This is a genomic window from Arthrobacter sp. 10T425 (assembly GCF_056393985.1).
The window spans coordinates 103355-125638 of the sequence record NZ_JBFTGZ010000011.1 but is presented as its reverse complement, the minus strand read 5'-3'; the positions used below and the strand labels follow the sequence as shown (position 1 = coordinate 125638).

Genomic DNA, 22284 nt, shown 5'->3' with positions numbered 1-22284 from the left:
CGGGCTGACGTCGAGGCACGGATAACCTGTGGGTATGAAGAACCTGGACCTCAACCTGCTGCCCCAGCTGCAGGTCCTGCTGGAACTGCGGAACATCTCCCGGGCAGCCGAGAGGCTCCAGCTCAGCCAGCCGGCCACCAGCGCCGCAATGGCCAGGCTCCGGCGCCATTTCGACGACGAACTCCTGGTGCGGAACGGCCGCGCCTATGACCTCACGCCCTTCGCGCAGTCCCTGGTCCCGCTGGTTGATGAAGCCATGCTTCACATCCAGCGGGCCACGCGCGTGCGGTCCGGCTTCGACGCCGGCACGAGCGAGCGGGAGTTCATTATCGCCGCCTCGGACTACGCGGCGGCCCTGATCGTGGGGCCGCTGCGGGGGATCCTGCGCGAGGAGGCACCCGGAGTGTCGGTGGATTTCGTTCCCACAGCCAAGTCCGGGATCCAGGGCCAGATGGCCGACTACTCAAAAATCGACCTGCTCGTCGGGCCCACGGGATACCAGATGCAGGGAGCCAGCAAGCAGTTGTTCCGGGACAGCTTTGTTGCTGTGGCTGACACCGGAAATCCCCTGATCCAGCGGCCCCGGCTCACCGTGGAGGACCTGGCCACCGTTCCCCACGCCGTCGGCTATTTCGGTGAGGGAATCAGCACCCCGGCGGACAAGCTGTTCGAATCGCGAGGTATCCAGCGCCGCGTGGCGGCTGTGGTGGCCGGGTTCCTGTCCCTGCCACTCCTGGTGGAAGGGACAGACCTCGTGGCGCTCGTCCCCGGGATGCTGGCAGCACGGGCCCAGCGCGGCGCGGATATCGTTGTGCTGGGGTTCTCCGAAGGCGCTGAAGCGTCCCTCGTGGAAGCGATGTACTGGCACCCGTCCCAGGCGGAGGACCCTGCCAGCGTTTGGCTGCGTTCCGTGGTCCAGCGGGCCTGTTCGCGGTTGCACGAACTTTTCCCCATCACCGCGCACCCGGTAACTATCCACGCGGCGGATACCACCTAGAACCAAAGCGCCGTTCCCCATCCGGACCATCCCTGCGAAAGTCGAAGAAACGCACTTTCGAAAGGGATCCCCCATGCCTGTCTCCAGCCAGCGCCTCGACGGCAAGACCGCCGTCATCACCGGAACGGCCAGCGGCCAAGGCAGGGCGGCGGCGCTCGCCTTCGCCGAGGCGGGCGCCGTGGTGGTGGGCTGTGACATGGACGACGACGGCGCCGCGGGCACCGTCCGCCAGGTCACCGCAGCCGGGGGCCGGATGAGCAGCCGCCGGGTTGACCTCACAGACGAGGCCGCTGTGGCGGCATGGGCGCAGGATGTAGCCGCAAACCACGGCCAGGTGCACATCCTGTATGCCAACGCGGCGGTCACCCGCTTCGCCCCGGTGGAGCAGCTCACGTTTGCCGACTGGAAGTGGAATGTCGAACACGAGATGGATGTGGTGTTCCTGCCGGTCAAATACTTCTGGCCACAACTGATCCGGGTGCGGGACGCCGCCATTGTGCTGGTGGGATCCACGGCAGGAGTTACCGGTTCCATGACCAACGGCCGGCTGGCCCACACCGCCACGAAGGGGGCCGTGGTGGCCATGACCAGGCAGCTCGCGGCCGAAGGGGCTCCGCATGGACTCCGCGTCAATACTGTCAGCCCCGGAATGATCCGCACCGCAGCGACCGAGGGCAACCTCCTGGCCGCCGACCACCCCATGCGGTCCATCGCCGGCAGCATCCCGTTGGGCCGGATCGGCACGCCGGAAGAAGTGGCCAAATGCGCGCTGTTCCTGGCCTCCGACGAAGCGTCATACGTGACGGGCGCCAACCTGATGGTCGACGGCGGCTGGTCGGCCGTGCTGCCGGGCTAGTTGGAATCGTGCACCGCGTCAGCGCATGGCGTCGGAGACGGACTTTGCTCCGCCGTGGCCCGACTGGCCGCCGTCCACCGGGATCTCGGCACCGGTCACGAAGGACGAGAGCGGGCTGAGGAGGAACAGCACGACGCCGGCCACTTCCTCCACGCTTCCAGTGCGGCCCAGCGGGGTCTCGGCCAGGGTGGCCTGCCTGAATTCCGGCTTAGCGCTCGCCGTCATGGGCGTTTCGATGAAGCCCGGATGGACAGTATTAACGCGGATCCCCCGCGGGCCGAGCTCCATGGCGGCCACCTGCGAGAGGCCCCGCAGTGCCCACTTGCTGGCGGTGTAGGCCACCGGATAGTGCGCGGTCAGGCCTGCGACGGAACCGACATTGACGATGGATGCGGCACTGCCCATCAGCGGTGCGAGCGCCTGGATCCCCAGCAGGCATCCGGCGACATTGACTTCATAGACGCGCTGCAGGTCAGCCACAGAGGCATCCAGCAACCGGCTCCGTTGGGTGATGCCTGCATTGTTGACCAACCCGTCCACCTGCCACCCATGGGACTCGATCCAGGAAGCGAGTTCGGACCAGCCGGAGGCATCGCTGACGTCCAGCTGCCGGTACACCAGCGCACCGGCCGAAGACGATGACACGGCGGCCAGCTCGGCCGGCATGTCCACTGCGAGGTCTGTGGCAATGACGCGGGCCCCGGCCTCCACCAGCATGTGCGCTTCGGCAGCGCCCTGGCCCTGGCCAGCGCCGGTGACCACCACGGTCCGGCCATCGAGCTGAAGGGAGACCACCCTACGTCCCGGAAGGAACCGCAGAGGCGACCCGGTCGCGCGGACGCTGCCGGGCACGCACCAGGGTCCCGGCGTTACGGCGTTCACCTACCGTGTTCTCTATAGTCCCGATGCCTTCCACCGTCATGCGGACCACGTCTCCCGTCTTCAGCGGCGGGGGAGTCTTCGCGCCGTTCCGTCCCCAGAGCTCCGCGAGGCAACCGCTGCCGCACGTGCCGGAGCCCAACACATCGCCGGGCCGGACCACGGAGTCCTGCGAGGCGTAGGCCACTAGCTCGGCGAACGGCCAACCCATATTGGACAGCAGGTCCTGGCCGATGGCATTCCCGTTGACTTCCACGGCCATGGAGATCGGCAGGAACCCCTCGGCGTCGTGCAGGTCCTCGAACTCATCCGCGGTGACAATCCAAGGCCCCAGCGTATTGGCGAAGTCTTTGCCCTTGCACGGCCCCAGGCTGACTCTCATCTCCCGGCGCTGCAGGTCCCGCGCCGACCAGTCGTTGAGGACGGTGTAGCCGAAAATGTGCCGGTGCGCCTCCGCTGCAGTCAGGTTCCGGCCGTCGCTTCCGGGGACGCGCCCGACGACGGCGGCGACTTCGGTTTCAAAGTCCAGATCCTCGCAACCCGCCGGAATACCAATCACCTCGCCAGTGCCGGTCACCGTATACGGGTTGGTGAAGTAGAAGGTGGGCGCTTCGTACCATTCGGGCACCACGCCGGCCACGCCGTCGATGCTCTTCCGCACGCCTTCGACGTGTTCCTCGAACGCGACAAAATCCCGGATGGTGGCGGGCGCCAGTGGGGCGAGCAGCTGCACGTCCGCCAGCCTAACGGCCGGGCCAGACCCGATGATCCGCCGGGCCAAACCCAGGGTCTCCTCGAGCCCTGCTTCCAGGAGTGTCTGGACCGTGTGGCCTGAGGGCAGGGCGTAGCAGGTTCCGCCGTCAACGAAGCCGGACTGCGTCCCGCCGTCGTGGTTCCAGCGAGCAATCTTGACCATAAAAACGTCCTTAGGCTGTGTGGCGGGCGGCGAGGAGGGAAGCGGGCGTGATGCCGAGGGCAGCGGCGTTGCCGGACAGCACCCTGGCCTCGTCCTCGGCGGAAAGCTGTGCCTCGATGACCTCGGCCGCGGGGCGGTCGGAGCCCATGTCGAACGGGTAGTCCGAGCCGAGCAGGACCTGCCCCGGGCCAGCGGCGGCCACGAGCGCCCGCAGTTCAGCCGGGCTGTGGACCAGGGAGTCGAAGAACAGCTTCTTCACATACGACGACGGCGGCTCAGCACAGCCGCGTGCCTCCGGCCGGACCCTCCAGGCATGGTCGGAGCGGCCAAGGCTGGTGGGAAGGTAGCCGCCGCCGTGCGCGGCCAGAACCAACAGGCTCGGGTGCCGGTCCAGGACACCGCTGAAGATCAGGTGGGACAGGGCCACCGCGTTTTCCGCGGGCTGGGAGACGGTGTTGGCGAGGTAGAAGCGGTCCAGCCGCTCGTCCAGCGAGCAGCCGAACGGGTGCAGGAAGATCAGGGCACCAAGCTCCTCGGCCCGGCTCCAGAACGGTTCCAGCCTGGGGTCGGACAGCTCAACGGTGCTGCGCTCCGGGTCGGCGGGGGTGGCGGCGAACGAGCCGATTTCCACGCCTAGCAACCCGCACTCCAGCATGGCGTGTTCCAGGGCTTCGACCATCAAGGAAGGGTGCTGCAGCGGGACCAGGCCCAGGCCGTTCAGCCGTTCCGGGGCGCGGGCCACGAACTCCCGCACCGCCTGGTTGGCGGCCCTGGCAACCTGCAGGGCCAGCTCTTCCGCGGCGAAATAGTAGAAGTGCGACGGCGACGGCGAAACCAGCTGCACGTCCACGCCTTGGGCGTCCATGTCCGCAAGACGGCGGTCCAGGTCCGTCAGCTGCGGCCAGCGCTCCTTGATCATTTTTCCCGAAGCGGCCATCGACTCTGGTCCGTTGCGCCGGACTTCCAGAGCCTGTTGAGCGCCGAAGCCCTCGGGATCAGCTTCGGCCACCAATTGCTGCAGGGCCGGAAGCAGGATGTGGGCGTGGACGTCCACGGTGGGTTTTTCAGCAGGGCCGGTGCTCATGCGGGCTCCCTAACCAAGCTGGAGACTGAATGCATGAGGCCCGGCACGTTGGCGTCCCGGACGCCGTCGAGCATCCACTGGCCCAGCTGGACGGAGGCGTCGACCACTGCTTTTGCCCGGTCCAGTCGGCGGTCGGTGAACTCTTTCCAGAGTGTCTCGGTGATCTCGTCGGCGCCGATCAGGAGATCGGCCAGCACGGCTGCGTCTTCCATTGCCATGGCAGCACCTTGCGCGATGGTTGGCGGGCAGCTGTGGGCGGCGTCGCCGATGATGACGGTGCGGCCGCGGTTCCACGGCCCGTCCACCAGGTGGGTAGTGAACCAGGTGTAGTTGATACGGGCGCTCTGGTCCAGGTTGGCGCGGATCTCGTTCCATGGGCCGCCGTAGGCTGCGGCGAGTTCGGCCATAATGCGCGGGCCGTCCTCGTGTTTGCGCTCCTGGGCCCTTTCCACGAGGTAGGCATAGATGGTGTCAGGGCCGGTGGGGCAGTAGCCGGCAATAAAGCAAGGGCCTCCGTACGTCAGGTCGGTGCGGACCACGTCCTGCGGCCGTTCCACGAACGCGCGCCAGATGCCCATGCCCGTGGACCGGGGTTCCACATCGATGCCGATGGCCTTGCGGACAGCTGAGTGCAGGCCGTCGGCGCCGATCAGGAGGTCGTAGCGGTCGGTGCCGCCGTCGGAGGTGCTCACGGTGACGGAACCGCCGTCGTCCGTTATTTCGGTGACCGTCTTGCCGTAGCTGATCCGTGCGCCTGCCTGCCCGGCACGCTCGCGGAGGATGGCGGTGAGGTCGGGGCGGTACATGCCCAGGGTGGCTGGGAGGTCGTCGCCGCCGGTCCGCATGTCATCCAATACGGCGATGACGGTGCCGGCGGGGTCTGGGGCGCGCAGGCCGAGGGTGCTGAACGCGTAGCCCTTCGCCTCGATTTGCTCCCAGACGCCCAGCTGGCGGAGGACCCGCAGGGCGTTCCCCTGCAATGTGATTCCAGAGCCAAGGGTTTGCGGGGCATCGGCCTTCTCCAGGATTTCAACCTGGATTCCCGCGTCGGCCAGCAGGATGGCGGCGGTCAGTCCCGCGGCTCCCGCCCCGACGATTCCGACGTTCTGTACTGCTGCCATCGCTGACTCCTTTGTATTGACGGCCTGACTGATGATGGTTGTGGTGCTGTTGTACTGAAAGCTACCGGAGGGCGATCGGGTTGACGGGCGATCCGACGGCGCCGGTAATGGGCAGGGGCGCCGCGGTGAGCAGGAAGTCGTACCTGCCGTCTGCCGCGCAAGCCTCCGCGAGGCCGTCCGGGTCCCACATTTCGCCGAGGAACAGCCCAAGGTTGGGGATGGCGATCTGGTGGAGGGGCTGGAAGGCGCCGTCGAACTCGTTGGGCCGGACCTCGAAACCCCAAGTGTCCGTGGCGATCCCCGCGATTTCACTGCGGTGAAGCCAGGGTGCGGTGCTGAAGGACAGCCCCGGGGCTGAGCCGCCGGCGTAGTCGCCCCAGCCGTCGCGGCGCACCCGGGTGTGCTGTCCGGTGCGGATCACAAGGATGTCGCCCCGGCCAACCTTTGAGCTGGGGCCCTGCAGGTCGATGGTCCGCTGGAGGTGTTCGGGGGTGATGGCGAAACCGTCCGGCAGCTCGCCGTCGTTCCTTCCCAGTTCGGGTCCGAGCGCGCGGCCGACGTCCAGCAGGACGCCGCGGGTGACGATCTTGGCCGCGGCGGTTTCGATGCCGGTGACCAGGTCGCCTTCGGAGGTGACCACGTCCCCTGCGGCGCGGCCGTTCCAGGCCTTGCCCTGGTCGAAGATGTGGCCGAGGCCGTCCCACTGGGTGGAGCACTGCAGCGGCATCGCAATGACGTCGTCCGCGCCGCCGAAGCCGTGCGGGAAGCCCTGGTTGCCGCGTTCGGCGTCCACGCCGGTGTCGGTCATGGTGTGGACAGGGTTGGTGCGTCGCCGCCAGCCCTTCTGCGGTCCGTTGGTGTCGAACGGCTGGGACAGCGAGAAGGCCTCGCCCGTCTTTACCAGGGCTGCTGCTTCAATACGCTTGTCCGCGTCGATGAAGTTCAGGGTCCCAAGGACGTCGTCCTGGCCCCAGCGGCCCCAGTTGTTGTGGGATTCGGCCATGGCGCGGATGCTGCCGAGCGGATCCTCACGCCGGATGACCGGGGAATCGGTGACTGATTCCCCGGTGCCGGTGGTGGTTGGTGCTGTGTCCTGGCTGGTCACTGCTGGCTGCCTTCAGATACAACTTCGTCCTTGCAATGGATGCGCTGGGTGCCCAGACCTGTAATGGTGCCCTCCATGACGTCGCCGTCCTGGAGCAGCCTTCCCAAGTGCTGGCCGTTGCCGGCGGGGCTTCCGGTGAGCACGAGGTCTCCCGGGCGCAGCGGCATGATCTGCGAGGCCTCGCTGATCAGCTTGGCGACACCGAAAATCATGTCTGAGGTGGACTCGTCCTGCATGGCCTTGCCGTTGAGCTTCAGCGTAACCTGGACGTCCTGCGGGTCGCCGAAGAACTTGGCGGGTACCAGCAGCGGTCCGGTGGGCAGGAAGCCGGGGGCGTTCTTGGCGCGGTACCAGTCCGAGCCGATCGCCGGCATGTCCTTGCGGAACACGTACTCACGGGTCGTGATGTCGTTGACCATGGTGTAGCCGAAGACGTAGTCCAGGGCTTCCTCGGGGGTGACCCGGAACGCCGTCCTGCCGATCACCGCGGCCAGTTCAAGTTCCCAGTCGTGGGACTTGGAGTAGGCAGGCAGGGTGAGGTCGTCCGTGGCGGACGCGATCGCCGTCGGCAGCCCGATGAAGAAGTACGGCGTTCCCTGGCCCGCGCGCTTGTCCATCATCGCGGCGGTCCGGTCCCGGACTTCGTCCTCGTCCTGGCCCGGTTCGCGGTGGGCTGCGGCGAGGTCGATGACGTGCTTGCGGTAGTTGGCGCCGGTCTGAAGGACCTGGACAGGCTCTACCGGGGCGAGGACCTCGATGTCGGCCATCGCCAGGCCGGTGTCCTCGCCGACCGACGCGGCGATGGCGTCCAGCTGGCTCTCGGCGGCGCCCCAGTGCTCGATCAGTGTATTGATCTCCTCATTCAGGGCCACGACGCGGTCGCCGACCAGCAGGCCCGCGCGGGCCTTGCTGTCACCGGTCTCCTGGAACCGGATGAGTGCATATTGTGTTTCGGCCATGGTGTCCTAGCCCCGTCCCTGCTTGGCGTAGGGGTTCAGGAGGGCTTCCTTCATTTCGGGGGAGGCGCCTTCTTCGGTGGCGGTAAAGCCTTCCGCGGGAGGGAAGGATTCGGTCATGGAGTGCGGCATGGCGCCGTTCTTGTAGAAGTTATTGGAGCCTTCGGAGGGCTTCCAGGTGTTGGCTTCCCAGTCCGGGACGTAGTTGCGGTATCCGCCGGAGTTGAGCTCGACGCGCAGGCCTGACGGGTCGCGGAAGTAGAGGAAGTTTTGCTCGCCCACGCCGTGGATGGAGGGGCCGTATTCCATGGCGGTGCCGTTTTCCATCATGACATCCGCGGTGCGCAGCAGGTCTTCGGTGGCGTCCACCCAGAAGGCGATGTGGTTCACGCGTCCCGCGCGGCTGGAGGTGTCCAGGACGACGCCCAGGTCGTGGGACTTTTCGTTGGTCGTGAGCACGGAGAAGACGGTGATGGGTGCCTCGTCCAGGTCCACGAAGGCCATGACGCGGAAGCCCAGGGCCTCGTTGTACCACTTGGCGAAGCCTCGGACATCGGAGGAGGCCACGGTGACGTGGTCCAGGAAGCGGGGCGCTGCGGCGTGGCTGCTGCGGCGCTCCGGCCGGTCCGGGTAGGTGGATTCAAAACCGGGCTCAGCCACGAACTTCTCAACGTCGAAGAAGAGGCGCATGGGGTGGCCATAGGGGCCGGTGAATTCGTAGGCCTTGCCGTAGCCGTGGCCGCCGGCGGTCCAGCTGCCCTGGACACCGGTTGCTTCGACGCGCTGGGCTGCGGCTTCCAGGGCGGTCTGGGAGTTGGCGCGCCAGGCCATCCGGCCCAGGGACGCTTCCGGCCCTTCGGTGAGGACCAGGCTGTAGCGGTAGTAGTCACCCCAGCAGCGCAGGTAGACGTTGCCGTCCACCCGGTCGACGATGCGCATGCCGAACTTTTCCTCGTAGAACCGTGCCGAGGCTTCGACGTCGGGAGTGGTGATTTCCAGGTGGGCAAGATGGGAGAGGGGAGTTTCCACGTTGAATTCCTTCTAAGTACTGATTGCCTTGAGTGGGGTCGCTGCAGGTCTAGTAACCAGACTGAGGCAAGAGAGGTATTCGGTGAAGAGGCGTTTACTGATGCCACCTATTTGTATGGCAGATAGTTGGCCTGAGGGGTCGATCCGCGCGCAACGCCGTACCGGCTGCTCCGGCTTTCGAACCAGTGTCGGGTTCCTAGCCCGCCGCGGGCGCGGTGCGGGTGGTTGTGCCGAGGCCCGCGGGGTCGGCCAGGAGCGGGGTAAACGCCAGCTCCGCGGCCCCGATCATCATCAGGTCAGAACCGAGCGCTGCACGGTAGATCTGGACCTGCCCGGCGGGGCCGTCCATTGCCTGGGACAGCAGCACTCCGTCCACCGACTCCGGTGCGAGGGCGTACAGCGTTCCCAGGAAGCCGTCCAGGACGATTGCCTCGGGGTTGAAAATGTTCACGGCATTGCGCAGGGCTATGTCCAGGAACATGAGCTGGCGTGCCACTTCGTCGTTCACCTCAGCACTGCTGCTGGTTGCCAGCGCCTTTTCGAGGTCGGCGGTGTCGCCGCGGCTTAGCCCGGCCAGTTCGAGGAGGCGGGACTGGGAGACTTCGGTTTCCAGGCAGCCGGTGGCGCCGCAGTGGCAGCGCTTTCCTCCGGAGCGGACAAAGGTATGGCCGATCTCCCCTGCGTAGCCGGAGGCGCCCCTGAGCAATTGCCCGTCGGAGATGATTCCGCCGCCGATGCCGCTGGCGCCGCCGTTGAGGTAGATCAGGTTCCCCTGCCCGGCGCCGGCGCCGAAAATCAGCTCCGCTTCGGCGCCGAGGGAGGCGTCGTTCGCGGCCTGGCACGGATAGCCGGTGGCTTCGCTCAGCATTCGGGCGACCGGCTCGTTCCGCCAGCCCAGGTGCGGAGCGTGCCGGACCACGCCGTCGTCGCGGTTGACCAGGCCCGGCACGGCCATGCCAATGCCCGTGATCCGGTAGGACGCATCCAGCTCGGAGCGCATCCCGGCGATCACGGCCGATGCGATATTCACCGCTTCGCGGGCGCTCGGTATCCGTTCCGTGTCGAAGCGGATCTTCTTTTGCACCTTCCCCCCGAGACTGACCAGGCCGATAGTGACGGCGTCGATTTCTGGGTTGACTGCCAACGCCGCGACCGACGGGCTCGGATGGACGTTCGGACTCGGCCTGCCGACGTGCCCTTCGCCGGCGGGCGCCGTTTCATAGACCAGGCCCAACGCAACGAGCTGTCCGATCAGCGTCCCGACGGTGGAACGGTTCAGTCCCGTGTGCCGGGTCAGTTGGGCACGGCTGAGGACGCCGTGGTGGTGGACGAGGGAGGTCAGCAGCGACAAATTGTTGCGGCGGGACGGATCCGGCTCCCTCGCCGCCGCGGAAGCAAGAGTACGTGGAGGCATCATCGTGACACTATCAGCGGCCGGCCACCGCGCGGTCCAGGAAGGCGTTGCGGAATTTCTCATCCGAATCCAGCCGGAGGTCTTGCGGTTCCGACGCAGTGCGCGGATGGGTTTCGTAGCTGAGGTTTTCCGGCCAGTTGCGTTCGGTCACCATCTGATCAATCACGGTGGGATCCTTCCCCCAAGGGCCTCATTGCTTGATCTGCCGGCCAAATTGCTGTTACGAACAACTTAACATTCACCCACCCGCAGGGCCAGAGCCGGGTATCCATTCCGTGCTTGGCGGGGTTGACACCGCAAAAATTCATAATATGTTTGGGTCAAGAACAATTCCCTCTGGTTCCCCGCCAGCCGCGCAACAGCAGCCACACCTACCTTCGGAGCATTCAATGGCGATTCAGCCCACCCGTGACGACAAGTTTTCCTTCGGCCTCTGGACAGTGGGCTGGGAGGCCCAGGACCAGTTCGGCTCCGCCACCCGCCCGCCGCTGGACACGGTGGAAGCCGTCAACAGGCTCAGCGACCTCGGCGCCTACGGCATCACCTTCCACGACAACGACCTCTTTCCCTTCGGCTGCTCCGCGGCTGACCGCCAGCGCGATATCGACCGGCTGACCGGCACGCTGAAGGCCACCGGCATGATCGTCCCGATGGTCACCACCAACCTCTTCAGCCACCCCGTCTTCAAGGACGGCGGCTTCACCAGCAACGACCGCGGCGTCCGGCGCTTCGCCCTGCGCAAGGTCCTGGACAACATTGACCTCGCCGCCGAGCTGGGTGCCGAAACCTTCGTCATGTGGGGCGGCCGGGAAGGCAGCGAATATGACGCCGCCAAGGACATCCGCGGCGCCCTGGAACGCTACCGCGAAGCCGTGAACCTGCTGGGCGACTACGTCACGGACAAGGGCTACAACATCCGGTTCGCCATCGAGCCCAAGCCCAACGAACCCCGCGGCGACATCCTCCTGCCCACCCTCGGCCACGCCCTGGCGTTCATCGAAACCCTCGAGCGCCCCGAACTGGTGGGCATCAACCCCGAGACCGGACACGAGCAGATGGCCGGACTGAACTTCACCCACGGCATCGCCCAGGCGCTCTACCAGGGCAAGCTCTTCCACATCGACCTCAACGGCCAGCGCAGCATCAAGTTCGACCAGGACCTGGTGTTCGGCCACGGCGACCTGCAGAACGCGTTCTCGCTCGTGGACCTGCTCGAAAACGGCGGCCCCGACGGCGGACCGGCCTACGACGGCCCGCGCCACTTCGACTACAAGCCCAGCCGCACCGAGGACATCGACGGCGTATGGGACTCCGCGGCCGCCAACATGCAGACCTACCTGCTGCTCAAGGAACGCGCCAAGGCCTTCCGCGCCGACCCCGAGGTCCAGGCCGCGCTGCAGTCCTCCCGCGTGGCGGAAATCAACGAACCCACCCTCAACCCGGGCGAAGGCTACGACCAGCTCCGCGCGGACCGCGCCTCCTACGAGGACTTCGACGCCGACGCCTACTTCGGCGGCAAGGGCTTCGGTTTCGTGAAGCTGCAGCAGCTCTTCATCGAGCACCTGCTCGGCGCCCGCTAAGACCGTGACGGCTGCTTCCATGAACCTTGTTGCCGGCGTCGACTCCTCCACCCAAAGCTGCAAAGTGGTGATCCTCGACGCCGGCACCGGCACGCTGGTCCGCGAGGGCCGGGCCGCCCACCCGGACGGAACGGAAGTCCACCCCGACCACTGGTGGCGGGCCTTGTCAGCGGCGTTCGACGACGCCGGCGGGCTGGCGGACGTCAGCGCGCTCTCGGTGGGGGGACAGCAGCACGGCATGGTGCTGCTGGACCACGCCGGCAACGTGGTGCGCCCGGCGCTGCTGTGGAACGACACCCGATCGGCGTCGGCAGCGGCCGCTCTCACCGACGAAGTGGGGGCGGAGGACTTTGCCCGCAGGACCGGGCTGGTCCCGGTGGCCTCCTTCACCATCACCAAGATCCGCTGGGTCCGGGACCACGAACCGGACCTGGCGGACCGGGTGGCGGCTGTTGCGCTGCCCCACGACTGGCTGACCTGGCGGCTCCGCGGTTACGGTCCGGCAGCAACCAGCCCGCTGGGCCCGGACCTGGACCAGCTCACCACCGACCGCTCCGATGCCAGCGGCACCGGATACTGGAGCCCTTCGGCCGGCGAATACGATGTGGAGCTGTTCAAACTGGCCTTCGGCCGGGACGCCAGGGAGGCCGGCGGGGGTGCCGGGCACCGGGATCCAGGCACCGTGGTTCTGCCGCGGGTGCTGGGCCCCGGCGGCTCTGCCGGGGCGGTTCACCCCGGCTGCTTTGGTTCCGGCACAGCGGAACTGGCTGGCCCTGCCGGACCCGGGCACCGCATTCTCCTCGGTGCCGGCGCCGGGGACAACGCGGCCGCCGCCCTGGGTCTGGGGGCCGAACCCGGGGACGTGGTGGTGTCCGTCGGCACCAGCGGCACGGTGTTCTCGGTGGCCTCCCGTGCCGTCGCCGATCCCAGCGGAACGGTGGCGGGCTTCGCGGACGCCAGCGGCGAGTACCTGCCCATCGCCGTCACGCTTAATGCCGCGCGCGTGCTCGGCTCCGTGGCAGGCATCCTGGGCGTGGACTTCGACGAACTTTCGCGACTTGCCCTGGGCGCCGAACCCGGCGCCGGTGGCGTGGTGCTCGTGCCCTACTTCGAAGGTGAGCGCACGCCCAACCTGCCCCACGCCAAGGCCAGCTTCCACGGGCTCAGCATTGCCTCCAGCACCAGGAGCAATCTGGCCCGGGCCGCCATCGAAGGCATGATGTGCGGACTGTCCGGCTGCCTGGATGCCCTCCGGGCGCAAGGGAGCCCCGCAACACGGCTCCTGCTGATCGGCGGCGCCGTGCAGAGCCCCGCGGTGCAGGCCATCGCGGCCCAGGTCTTCGACCTGCCGGTCGTGGTTCCCAGCCCGGGGGAGTACGTGGCCCGGGGTGCTGCCGTCCAGGCAGTCTGGGCCTCCATCGGCAACCGGCCGGATTGGCCGGTCGCGGTGGACGCCGCACCCGCCCCGGACTTCCACCCGGCCATCAGGCAAAACTACCTGCGGGCGAGCAGTCGCGTTGACCCCGGCAACTGAGCCGGAGCTCGTGAATGCCTTTGCTTCATCGCGGCAACGAAATGCCGGCTGACCGCTGAGAATACGGTGGTCCTCGTCGGATGAGCCAGCCGCCACACCACCGCCGTCCGACCCCGCCAGCCCTAACAGGTTCCTATCGGTCCTTGATCCCTGTCATCGCCATTACGGTGCGGGCTGCTCGGCCGATCCCGAATCCGAGGACACCTCGGGCTGCGGGGTCTGTTCGGTTGCGGGGGCAGGCTTCGGGCTCTGGCCGGTTTCGGGGGCGACGTCCGCCGGCGTGGTGTCGCTTGGTGCGCCGGCTCCCGGCACTGCGGTTCCGGCCGAGCCGCTGTCCGCGCCACTGGGGCTACCCTCCGTGGTCAGGCCATCTGTCTTGGTGGCACCTTGCTCGACCTGCCCGGGCACTTGCGCGATTTGCCCGGGTCCTTCCTTCACGTCCTTGGTCGATGCGTCCGTTTTGTCCGGGACAGTCGGAGTGCCACCCAGGGCCGTGCCCAGCGTCGTCGTGGGGCCAGCCGCACCGTCGATGCTCGACGCCGACGAGACCAGGCTGGAGATGGGCTTATTGGTTCCGAATTCGACTGCAGTGACACCGACCATCGCGATCACGAATGCGGCAGCACTGACCGCCCCGATCTTAATCCAGGTCTTTGGGGTGACCTGCCTCTTCAGCCGGTTGGCTCGAGGTCCTTCGCTTTCGGCCGGGGCGCTGGCGGCCAGCATGCCGTCGTCGTCAGCGGGCAGTCCACCCCTGCGTCGCTTTGGGATTTTCGTCATTGCCACGGTGGCGGCCGAACTGAGTGTCCGGGCATACAGGGCGGCGCCCACCGTGGCAACGATGGAGCCGAGTGCGGCGCCAATAAGCGTCCCGGCAACGCCTAGAAAGGACCCCACCAAGGCAGAGGTCACCGCGGCCAACGCCGAGCCAATAGTCTGGGTGCCACTTAGCCCGAGGAGCTGTTTCGGCTTGTCTTCATTAGCGGAGTCTGCAGGCATCTTCAAACACATTCCAGTCAGATAAATGTTACGAACAGATAACTTTACCCTGCCGGCGGGTGGCCCCCGGCTGCCTCCGTAATAATTTGAGACGCTTCTCACGGACAAGAGGAGAGTCAAGGCTCATGCCACCGGGGCGGCCGGTGGAGGTCAAGAAGTATCGATCGTCCAGGCACGTCGGGACCGAGGTGCTGTCGCATGGCGGAAGCCTGGCTGACCAAGGACTCGGGCGTGATCTGCGGGCCCAGCCGTTTAGCCGACAGAATCTTCCGGAGGGTGCTGGCCGACCTTGATCATGGCGTTGAACCGCTCCGGATCTTCCAGATAGTTCAGGGTTGAGACTTCGCCGGTTTCCTTATCGACGAGAGTGGAGCCTCGGCCAATGAGCTGGCAACTGTAGTCACCGTCGAAGATGAGCCTGCGGCCACCGTCCACGAGGCACCAAGCGCGGTCGTCCTCGAAACCGTGTCCTGCGTCACCTTCTCCTGTTCTTCCACTTCGATGCGGCTCTGCAGGTTCTGGTGCATGGCTAGAACCTCCTCATACCGGTTGTCGTCGTCCAGTTCCACCGATCGGTACGAACTGCCCGTCATATCGGCGTTGATGCTCTCCGAAAGCAGGGCGTCGGCCAGCGCTTTGAGCACAATTACGGCGGATCTCGGCCCGAACGTTCCTTCCAGATCCTGCGGGCGAAGGCCTTCGGCGTGCGCGGTGGAGATGGTTGCCCACCCGTCATGAAGCGGCAACGAGTCCACGTCCGTTGTGCTCAATCCTGTATCCTCGAGCGGAATTGTGAGTCCAGGCTGGGGATCCCAGCTCGCTTAAACGAGCGGCCAGGGGTAGCGCATGCCGGTGCGGTCAACCGGCAGGACCCGGGCGTGCAACAGGCGCTGGACGCGGCGCTGCAGGGCGGTGACCTCGTCGTCGTCGAGGAGCCCGGCCACCTCGGGAGGAGCGGCCTCGGCGAGCGGGGCGATGTCCTCGAGCAGGGCATCGGGGATAGGTTCGCCGGCGAAGTCCCAGATCACGGTGCGGAGTTTGAAAGCGGCGGAGAAGCACAGTCCGTGGTCGATGCCCCAGACCCGTCCGTCGTCGCCGCGCAGTACGTGCCCGCTCTTGCGGTCGGTGTTGTTGGCGACGTAGTCGAACAGGGCAATCCGCGCCAGGTCGCGGTGCGTCTCTGGAGCGTCCTCGAACAGAGTGAAGTAGTGCTCGCGGAAGTCGCACTCGATGAACCACTGCAGAGACCCGACCCCCAGCGGAGCTTCCTCGCGGATCACGGTCGGCGGGACGAAACCCCAGCCCAGGGACTCGCTGAGCAGGTAGGCGGCGCGTTCCCGCCGGTAGAGGCCGGGCTCGAAATCGGACAGCGGTCGTTCGCCGGCCTCGGGCTTGTAGACCGCATAGGCGGCGTCGTCCCCGCAGGAGACCTGGGCGAGGAACGTCTCGTTGCTGCTGCGCGGGATACGTCCGAGCAGCTCGACGCGGCCCCCGGCGAGCAGGGTCAGCTCCCGGCCGGACACCGGCTGTCCCGTATCACTGGCGGTCCCGCAGTCTGTCCCGAATTCACGGCGTCCTCAGCCCGCTGAGGGGTTCCGACGTCGAATTCACCATGAGCACGGCGGGTCCCTGGCCGTCCACATAGGAGATGGCGGACACCGAGCCAGGGCTGATGACGATCCGCTGGAAGAGGTCCAGGGGCGTGCCCAGGGCGTGGGCGACGGCGGCCTTGATGGGGTCGGCGTGGGAGAAGCACACGACGACGCCGCCGGGGTGGGCTGTGCGCAGCACCTCAAGCGCTCCAACAATCCGCGCCTGCATTTCCGTGAAGCTCTCGCCCTTCGGGAAACGGAAGGTCGATGGGCTGTGCTGGACTGTCTGCCACGCCCGCAAGCGCGCCAGTTCGGCCAGCGAGGCGCCCGTCCACTCGCCGAAGTCGCATTCGAGCAGGCCGGCATCTTGCTTTACGCCCAATCCGGTGCGGGACGCCGCCGGCTCCGCCGTCTCGCGGGTGCGCTCCAGCGGCGAGGAGTAGATGCCGTCGACCCGAAGTCCCGCGAGCCGTTCCGCGACCCGGTCAGCCTGGTCCCGGCCCCGGTCGGACAGGTGCAGCCCCGGTGCCCGCCCCGGCAGCAACCTGCCCGTCGTCGGCGTCTCCCCGTGGCGCACCAGCAGCAGGAGCGTGCCCTGCTGCTCGGGTGAGGGCCCGGCAGATGGTTTCGGCGCGGTTGATGCAGTCATCAAGAATCAGCCTAACGCTCACCGCCTGCCCCGTCCCTCGCAGGCTCGGACCGGGGACCCCGGGCGGCTCTCTTGCACCCCGCCCCAATGCGCAGGAATCTGCAAGAATCCCTCGATTCCCCGCACGGTAGAGGTCTACGGTGGAGGAGTGAGTGATCGCCCCGATATCTTCACTGTTGGTGAACTGCGTGCCTCCGGCCACGTCCACAAGGACCTGCGCCGCGAAATCCGCGACAACCTGCTCGCCGCGCTCGCTGCCGGCCGGGATCCCTGGCCCGGGATGTTCGGGTTCAGCCGGACCGTCCTGCCCCAGCTCGAGCGGGCCCTGCTCGCCGGGCATGACGTCGTCCTGCTGGGCGAACGGGGCCAGGGCAAGACGCGGCTCCTGCGCACCCTGGCCGGGCTGCTGGACGAGTGGTCGCCGGTGATCGAGGACTCGGAACTGAACGAACACCCGTACGAACCCATCACGGAGCACTCCCGCGCCCTGGCCCTCACCGAGGGGGACCGGCTTCGGGTGGCGTGGCGGCACCGCTCGGAACGGTACGTCGAAAAACTCGCGACGCCGGACACCTCCGTCGCGGACCTGATCGGCGACGTCGACCCGATGCGGGTGGCCGAGGGACGCCGTCTCGGGGACCCGGAAACCATCCACTACGGCCTGGTCCCGCGCTCCAACCGCGGAATCATCGCCATCAACGAGCTGCCCGACCTGGCCGAGCGGATCCAGGTCTCGATGCTCAACGTGATGGAGGAACGCGACATCCAGATCCGCGGCTACGTGCTGCGGCTGCCGCTGGACGTCCTGGTGGTCGCGTCCGCCAACCCGGAGGACTACACGAACCGCGGCCGGATCATCACGCCCCTGCGGGACCGCTTCGGCGCCGAGATCCGCACCCACTACCCGATCGAGCTCGACGACGAGGTCGCCGTCATCCGGCAGGAGGGGCAGCTGGTGGCCGGTGTCCCGCCCGTCATCCTCGAGATCCTGGCCCGCTACACCCGGGCGCTGCGGCAGTCGCCGGCGGTCAACCAGACCTCCGGGGTTTCCGCGCGTTTCGCCATCGCCGGCGCCGAAACCGTTGCCGCGGCGGCCCTGCGCCGGGCCAGCGTGCGCGGCGAGGACGAGGCCGTCGCCCGGATCATCGACCTGGACGCCGCCGTGGACGTCCTCGCCGGGAAGATCGAGTTCGAATCCGGTGAGGAAGGCCGGGAACAGGACGTCCTGGACCACCTCCTGCGCATGGCCACCGCGGAAGCCGTCCGGGCCCACTTCCACGGCCTGGACATGGGCCCGCTCGTGGCCGCGCTCGACGGCCACGCCACGGTCACCACCGGGGAACTGGTCACCGCGCGGGAGTTCCTCCACAACCTGCCGTCCCTCAACGGATCCAGCCTCTACGACGACATCAGTGAGCGCCTAGGCGCGGAAAACGACGGGCAGCGCGCCGCCGCCGTCGAGCTTGCGCTGGAAGGGCTCTACCTCGCCCGGCGGATCTCCAAGGAGTCCGACGACGAGGAGACAATCTACGGGTAGGCAGCTTTACGGCTAAGGAGGCCTCATGACCGCTCACAACCGGTCCAGGTACGGCCGGTACACGGGAGGACCGGATCCGCTCGCCCCGCCGGTGGACCTGGCGGAGGCGCTGGACGCCGTCGCCGAGGACGTAATGGCCGGCTACTCGCCCCGGCACGCCCTCCGGGAGTTCCTGCGCCGCGGCGGCCGGAACCGGGAAGGCCTCGACGAGCTCGCCGGCCGCGTCCAGCAGCGGCGCAGTGAACTGCTGGGCCGGCACAACCTGGACGGCACCCTCAGCGAAGTCCAGAAGCTGCTTGAGACTGCGGTGCTGGAGGAGCGCAAGCAGCTCGCCCGCGACGCGATGATGGACAACACCGACCGCGCCTTCCGGGAGATGCAACTGCAGAACCTGCCGCGCTCCACGGCGGCGGCGGTCAACGAGCTCGCCTCCTATGACTGGCAGTCGAGCACCGCGCGGGAGGCCTACGAGCGGATCAAGGACTTGCTCGGCCGCGAACTCCTGGACCAGCGGTTCGCCGGTATGAAGGAGGCGCTCGAGGGCGCCACCGAGGAGGACCGGGCGGCCGTGGCCGAGATGCTGCAGGACCTCAACGGGCTCCTCGGCAAACACCGCCGCGGTGAGGACACCGACGCGGACTTCCAGGAATTCATGGCCAAGCACGGCCAGTTCTTCCCGGAGAACCCGCAGTCGGTCGAGGAGCTGGTGGACGCGCTCGCCCAGCGCGCGGCCGCCGCCCAGCGGCTCCTGCAATCCATGTCCGCCGAGCAGCGCGAGGAGCTGATGCGGCTCTCCGCCCAGGCGTTCGGCTCGCCCGAGCTTATGGCACAGCTGGGCCAACTCGATTCCAACCTGCAGGCTTTGCGCCCCGGCGAGGACTGGTCCGGCTCCGAACGCTTCGAGGGCGAGGAAGGACTCGGACTCGGCGACGGCACCGGCGTGCTCCAGGACATCGCCGAACTGGACGAGCTGGCCGAACAGCTCTCCCAGGCCTACAGCGGGTCACGCCTCGATGACCTGGACCTGGACGCCCTCGCCCGCCAGCTCGGACAGAATGCCGCCGTGACGGCCCGCACCCTCGCGGAGATCGAACGGGCAATGCAGGACGGCGGTTTCCTCCAGCGCGGCGCCGACGGCGATCTCCGGCTGTCCCCGCAGGCCATGCGGCGGCTCGGCAGGTCGCTGTTGCGGGACACCGCCAAGCAGCTCTCCGGCCGGCAGGGCCGCCGGGACACGCGGGTTGCCGGGGCGGCCGGGGAGCAGACCGGCTCCAGCCGCCAATGGGAGTTCGGCGACGCCGAACCGTGGGACGTCACCCGCACCATCACCAACGCGATCCGCCGCACGATCGCCGACGGCGGTGACCCGGGCCGCGGACTGCGCCTCGCCGTGGGCGACATCGAAGTCACGGAGACGGAGGCGCGCACGCAGGCCGCCGTCGTCCTGCTTGCGGACGTGTCCTTCTCGATGGCCGCCGAGGGACGCTGGGTGCCCATGAAACGCACCGCCCTCGCCCTGCACCACCTCGTCTCAACCCGGTTCCGCGGCGACCGGCTGCAGCTGATCACGTTCGGCCGCTACGCGCAGACCATGGACATTGGCGAGCTCACGGCCCTGCCGGCCCTGCGGGAGCAGGGAACCAACCTGCACCACGGCCTGCTGCTGGCCGGCCGGTTCTTCCGTCAGCACCCGTCGATGCAGCCCGTCCTCCTCGTGGTGACCGACGGCGAACCCACCGCGCACCTGCTGGCCGACGGCGAGTCCTGGTTCTGCTGGCCGCCGGACCCGGAGACCATCCGCGTCACGGTCGCCGAACTGGACCGCCTGGCCCGCGCCGGCACGCAGGCCACGTTCTTCCGGCTCGGCGACGACCCTTCCCTGGAACGTTTCGTCCAGCGGATGGCCCGCCGCATCGACGGCCGCGTGGTGGCGCCCGAGGCCGGAGACCTGGGCGCTGCCGTGGTGGGCGAATACCTCCGCGCCCACTTCCGCGGACGCCCCTACGACGACGCCGACTGGGCCCAATAGATCCGCGGCGACTCTCCACCACTGGCGGGGTAATTGGCCACGCCGTCGGGGTTTGACCGCAGTTCGATCTCACCGCCAAGGGTTTCGGTTGACAGAATGGTGCAACGCCCAATAGGCCAGTGCGAGGAACGCGACGGCTTGAATTCCGAGGAACCCGGTGTCTGTGAGCCATTGCTCGGCTGTCGGGTCGTAGAGCGTGTCCACTTCGGGTGCTGGCGGTTTCTGGAGCCCGACAGTGGCCGCCGCAGCCGCGTAGCCAAAACGTGCAGGGAGCAGCCACGACACCTCCTCAAGTCCGGCGCGGCCTTGGATAGCGAACAGCCCACCGCAAAGGACCAATTGAGCCATCACCAAGGCGACGAGCGCAGGCATGGTTTGTTCAGTCGATGTCGCGGCAGCCGAGATCACCAGCGCGGCGGCGGTCATGGCGACGCCAACCGCTGCCACAGCCACCGCAATCTCCAGGTGCCCATTGCCGAGTACCAAGGCATCGTCCGGTCCCGGCAGACCGAGGAGAGCCATCACGGTGAACAGGATGCACTGGATTGCGACCAAGGCGCCAAGCACCACAAACTTGCCGAGCAGGTAAGCCGTAGGGGAGAGGCCAACGGCCTGTTCCCGCCGGTAGATGGGCCGTTCCGCGACCAGTTCGCGCACCGTGAGGGCTGTTCCCATGAGCGCTGCTCCGACCACCAGGACAATGAGCCGCTGTTGGACCTGATACAGATCGCCCCCGGCCTCCCGCATGGACAGCCCGGCCTCGCCGGGGAAGGCGTGCGCCATCAGGGCGAGCAGCATCGGCATGCCGACAAGGAGGACGACGAAGAGGCGGTCTGCGGCGACGACGGCGGCGTTGCGCCGCATCAGCGTCCACAACTGGCGCAGCGGGGCCGCGCGGGGCGGAGGGGGCGCGTCGCCCACAGGTACGGGCACGTTGGCTGAAGCGGTCCTTCCTATGTACGCGTCACGAGCAGGCGATTGGGCGTATTTGCCCACCCACGTCGGGTCCTCGAGTGCCGCAAACGCCGCAGGGTAGTTGTCCACACCGAAGAATGGGAGTACTTCGGCCGGTGGTCCAAAGAACGCCACGCGTCCGCCGCGGGCGAGGACCAGCACACGGTCGCATTCGTCCAGGGCCAGGACGCTGTGGGTGACCACCAGCACGACGCGGCCGGCGTCGGCGAGTGAGCGCAAGCTGCCCATGACCTGCTTGTCCAGGCCGGGGTCGAGCCCGGAGGTAGGCTCGTCCAAAAAGAGCAGCTGGGGCGCTGTGAGCAGCTCGAGGGCGATCGAGGTCCGCTTTCGTTGCCCACCGGAGAGGGAATCGATGCGCTGGTCGATTTGGTTCGTCAGATCGACCTCGGAGACGACTTGATTGACCCGTTCGTCGCGCTCTGCGGAGCTAGTGTCTGGGGGCAGGCGCAACTGAGCGGCGAAATGGAGCGCGCGGCGGACAGTGAGTTGCCGGTGGAGGATGTCCTCCTGGGGAACCAGGCCCACCAGGAACCGGAGCTGGGCGTACTCGGCGTAGAGGTCCCGCCCGTTCCAGCTGACGTGCCCGCGAGTGGCCGGGCGCAGCCCGGTAAGGGCGCCCAGGAGGGTGGATTTGCCAGCGCCGGAAGGCCCTATGACCGCCACGAGCGTCCCGGCCGGGACGGTGATGGACACATCGTCCATCAGGTGGGCGCCAGTCTTGGTGGTGACCTCCAGGTGCCGGGCGCTGAACGCGGGACGTTGCGGTGGCGGCATGGCCGCGGTGGCGCCGTCCCAGAGTAAAGTGCTCGATCCGATACCGATGAGGTCACCGATTGAGAGCAGGGCGTCACCGTGGACGCGTTCCCCGTTGAGGAATGTTCCATTGAAGCTGCCGGCGTCGCGCAGGACGGCGGCTTCGCCGACCTCGACCACGGCGTGACTCCGGGACGCGAGGGGGTCATCCACCACAACGTCGCACGAGTGCGACCGCCCGAGAGTGAGCACGCGTGGCCTCACCGGCTGTCCGGGCGG

20 protein-coding genes are annotated in these 22284 nt (G+C 67.5%); 6 read left to right on the top strand and 14 right to left on the bottom strand.

The window, feature by feature from the left end; translation table 11 throughout:
- The first annotated feature begins 34 nt into the window (after positions 1–34).
- Both AC1DDH_RS14210 and AC1DDH_RS14205 read left to right on the top strand, forming a co-directional pair.
- Positions 35–997 carry a LysR family transcriptional regulator gene (locus AC1DDH_RS14210; RefSeq protein WP_476871433.1) on the top strand — a complete coding sequence of 321 codons (963 nt, stop codon included), beginning with the start codon at positions 35–37 and terminating at the stop codon, positions 995–997.
- A gap of 73 nt (positions 998–1070) precedes the next feature.
- Positions 1071–1853 (top strand): SDR family NAD(P)-dependent oxidoreductase, encoded by a 783-nt coding sequence (locus tag AC1DDH_RS14205; RefSeq protein WP_476871432.1) that lies wholly within the window; start codon positions 1071–1073, stop codon positions 1851–1853.
- A gap of 18 nt (positions 1854–1871) precedes the next feature.
- Here the strand turns inward: AC1DDH_RS14205 and AC1DDH_RS14200 are convergent, their stop codons facing one another.
- The 9 genes from AC1DDH_RS14200 to AC1DDH_RS14160 all read right to left on the bottom strand — a co-directional run bounded on the left by AC1DDH_RS14200 (position 1872) and on the right by AC1DDH_RS14160 (position 10523).
- Positions 1872–2648 (bottom strand): SDR family NAD(P)-dependent oxidoreductase, encoded by a 777-nt coding sequence (locus AC1DDH_RS14200; RefSeq protein ID WP_476871431.1) that lies wholly within the window; start codon positions 2646–2648, stop codon positions 1872–1874.
- A 1-nt stretch (position 2649) separates the two neighbouring features.
- Positions 2650–3648 carry a fumarylacetoacetate hydrolase family protein gene (locus tag AC1DDH_RS14195; RefSeq protein WP_476955675.1) on the bottom strand — a complete coding sequence of 333 codons (999 nt, stop codon included), beginning with the start codon at positions 3646–3648 and terminating at the stop codon, positions 2650–2652.
- A 10-nt stretch (positions 3649–3658) separates the two neighbouring features.
- The gene (locus AC1DDH_RS14190; RefSeq protein ID WP_476955674.1) at positions 3659–4732 is read right to left on the bottom strand and encodes an amidohydrolase family protein; all 1074 of its coding nucleotides are present in this window, start codon (positions 4730–4732) and stop codon (positions 3659–3661) included.
- Positions 4729–5853, bottom strand: a complete 1125-nt coding sequence (locus AC1DDH_RS14185; RefSeq protein ID WP_476871428.1) for an FAD-dependent monooxygenase — start codon at positions 5851–5853, stop codon at positions 4729–4731. Before AC1DDH_RS14185 ends, AC1DDH_RS14190 begins: the two co-directional genes overlap by 4 nt.
- A 61-nt stretch (positions 5854–5914) precedes the next feature.
- Positions 5915–6958, bottom strand: a complete 1044-nt coding sequence (locus AC1DDH_RS14180; RefSeq protein ID WP_476955673.1) for a cyclase family protein — start codon at positions 6956–6958, stop codon at positions 5915–5917.
- Positions 6955–7917 (bottom strand): fumarylacetoacetate hydrolase family protein, encoded by a 963-nt coding sequence (locus AC1DDH_RS14175; protein ID WP_476955672.1) that lies wholly within the window; start codon positions 7915–7917, stop codon positions 6955–6957. The genes AC1DDH_RS14180 and AC1DDH_RS14175 overlap by 4 nt, the downstream gene beginning before the upstream one ends.
- A 6-nt stretch (positions 7918–7923) precedes the next feature.
- On the bottom strand, positions 7924–8943 hold the full coding sequence (locus tag AC1DDH_RS14170) for a VOC family protein (RefSeq protein WP_476955671.1): 1020 nt from the start codon (positions 8941–8943) through the stop codon (positions 7924–7926).
- A gap of 196 nt (positions 8944–9139) precedes the next feature.
- Positions 9140–10360, bottom strand: a complete 1221-nt coding sequence (locus tag AC1DDH_RS14165; protein ID WP_476955670.1) for an ROK family transcriptional regulator — start codon at positions 10358–10360, stop codon at positions 9140–9142.
- Positions 10361–10370: 10 nt separating this feature from the next.
- Complete coding sequence (locus AC1DDH_RS14160; protein WP_230010248.1) at positions 10371–10523, bottom strand: hypothetical protein; 153 nt, start codon at positions 10521–10523, stop codon at positions 10371–10373.
- Between the two features lie 223 nt (positions 10524–10746).
- On the opposite strand from AC1DDH_RS14160, the gene xylA reads away from it, so the two are divergent.
- Positions 10747–11937: a xylose isomerase gene (gene xylA, locus AC1DDH_RS14155; protein WP_476955669.1), complete on the top strand. Its 1191-nt coding sequence runs from the start codon at positions 10747–10749 to the stop codon at positions 11935–11937.
- Between the two features lie 19 nt (positions 11938–11956).
- Positions 11957–13471, top strand: a complete 1515-nt coding sequence (xylB, locus tag AC1DDH_RS14150; protein ID WP_476955668.1) for a xylulokinase — start codon at positions 11957–11959, stop codon at positions 13469–13471.
- A gap of 162 nt (positions 13472–13633) precedes the next feature.
- Here xylB and AC1DDH_RS14145 read toward each other — a convergent pair whose 3' ends face one another.
- The 4 genes from AC1DDH_RS14145 to AC1DDH_RS14130 form a co-directional block, all read right to left on the bottom strand.
- Positions 13634–14470 (bottom strand): hypothetical protein, encoded by an 837-nt coding sequence (locus tag AC1DDH_RS14145; RefSeq protein ID WP_476955667.1) that lies wholly within the window; start codon positions 14468–14470, stop codon positions 13634–13636.
- Positions 14471–14799: 329 nt separating this feature from the next.
- Entirely contained in the window at positions 14800–15240 is a 441-nt protein-coding gene (locus tag AC1DDH_RS14140) for a hypothetical protein (protein ID WP_476955666.1), read from the bottom strand.
- Positions 15241–15291: 51 nt separating this feature from the next.
- Positions 15292–15993, bottom strand: coding sequence for an SCO1664 family protein (locus AC1DDH_RS14135; protein WP_476955665.1), 702 nt, complete (start codon positions 15991–15993; stop codon positions 15292–15294).
- A 43-nt stretch (positions 15994–16036) separates the two neighbouring features.
- Positions 16037–16711: an MSMEG_4193 family putative phosphomutase gene (locus AC1DDH_RS14130; protein ID WP_476849698.1), complete on the bottom strand. Its 675-nt coding sequence runs from the start codon at positions 16709–16711 to the stop codon at positions 16037–16039.
- Positions 16712–16859: 148 nt separating this feature from the next.
- Between AC1DDH_RS14130 and AC1DDH_RS14125 the strand changes: the two genes are divergently transcribed.
- Together AC1DDH_RS14125 and AC1DDH_RS14120 are read left to right on the top strand one after the other, a co-directional pair.
- Positions 16860–18248: a sigma 54-interacting transcriptional regulator gene (locus AC1DDH_RS14125; protein WP_476857600.1), complete on the top strand. Its 1389-nt coding sequence runs from the start codon at positions 16860–16862 to the stop codon at positions 18246–18248.
- Positions 18249–18273: 25 nt separating this feature from the next.
- The gene (locus AC1DDH_RS14120; RefSeq protein WP_476873437.1) at positions 18274–20277 is read left to right on the top strand and encodes a vWA domain-containing protein; all 2004 of its coding nucleotides are present in this window, start codon (positions 18274–18276) and stop codon (positions 20275–20277) included.
- A gap of 69 nt (positions 20278–20346) precedes the next feature.
- On the opposite strand, the gene AC1DDH_RS14115 is transcribed toward AC1DDH_RS14120, so the two are convergent.
- The gene (locus AC1DDH_RS14115) at positions 20347–22257 is read right to left on the bottom strand and encodes an ATP-binding cassette domain-containing protein (protein ID WP_476955690.1); all 1911 of its coding nucleotides are present in this window, start codon (positions 22255–22257) and stop codon (positions 20347–20349) included.
- Positions 22258–22284: the final 27 nt, after the last annotated feature.